Origin of the sequence: Nocardioides albidus, assembly GCF_006335005.1 — a bacterium.
Classification (GTDB): Bacteria; Actinomycetota; Actinomycetes; order Propionibacteriales; family Nocardioidaceae; genus Nocardioides; species Nocardioides albidus.
Genome location: NZ_VDMP01000020.1, coordinates 71,962 through 72,899, shown reverse-complemented (window position 1 = coordinate 72,899; position 938 = coordinate 71,962). Strand labels below are relative to the sequence as shown.

The 938-nt window shown below is 70.3% G+C and carries 1 protein-coding gene; it reads left to right on the top strand.

The features are described 5' to 3' along the window. Window positions 1-938, top strand: a 938-nt coding sequence (locus FHP29_RS21610; RefSeq protein WP_158296502.1) for a DUF222 domain-containing protein, incomplete at both ends; no start/stop codon positions are given.

Here is a 938-nt window from a genome sequence, read left to right as displayed (position 1 = left end):
ACCGAGGGCTACCTCGACACCGGCGTCCCGATCGCCGGGGAGGGCGCCCCTCTGGTGTCGGAGTTCGCGTTGATGGAGTTGGTCGCGGTCCTCGGCCGGTCACCGGATGGTGGGAAGGCGTATGTCGGGCGGGTGATCGAGTGCGCCTGGCGTCTCCCGCACGTGTACGACGCCGTCCTGGCCGGGAGGTTGGCGCCGTGGCGGGCCGAACGGATCGCCGACCTCACCCGACCGTTGTCCTCCGAGGCCGCGGGGATCGTGGACCGGCAACTGTTCGACGCCAACGGCGTCGGCTGGGCGCAACTCGAACGCATCGTCGCGGAGGCGGTCTTGCGGTTCGACCCCGAGAAGGCCGAAGCCCAACGCAAGGCCGCGGCGGACGGGCGGCACTTCGACATCGGGGAGGTCGACCAGCACGGACTCGTCCACCTCGACGGACTCCTCGATGCCGCGGACGGGCACGACCTCGACCAGGCCGTCGCCCGTCGGGCCGAGGTCCTCGGCCGCCTCGGAGACGACTCATCCCTCGACGTACGGCGGTCGAAGGCCGCTGCCGAGCTCGGCCGCCAAGATCTCGCCCTCGATCTGCTCATCCCCGATCGCGACACCGGCGAGGTCGTCGCCACCGTGCCGGGGCGCAGGATCGTGTTGAACGTCCACATCACCGACACCACCCTCACAGGGCAGAATCCAGTCGGGCGGTGGGAGGAGGGCAGGTGTCCGATCAGTAGCGCGCAGATCCGGGAGTGGCTGCGGTCGAAGGACACCACGATCGTCGTGCGGCCGGTGATCGATCTGGCCGACCATGTCCCCGTCGGCTCCTACGAGATCCCCGACCGCCACCGCGCTCGTGTTGTGCTGCGGGACCAGACCTGTCGGTTCCCGCACTGCACCCGCCCCGCCCAACGCTGCGACGTCGACCACCACCGTCCCTACGG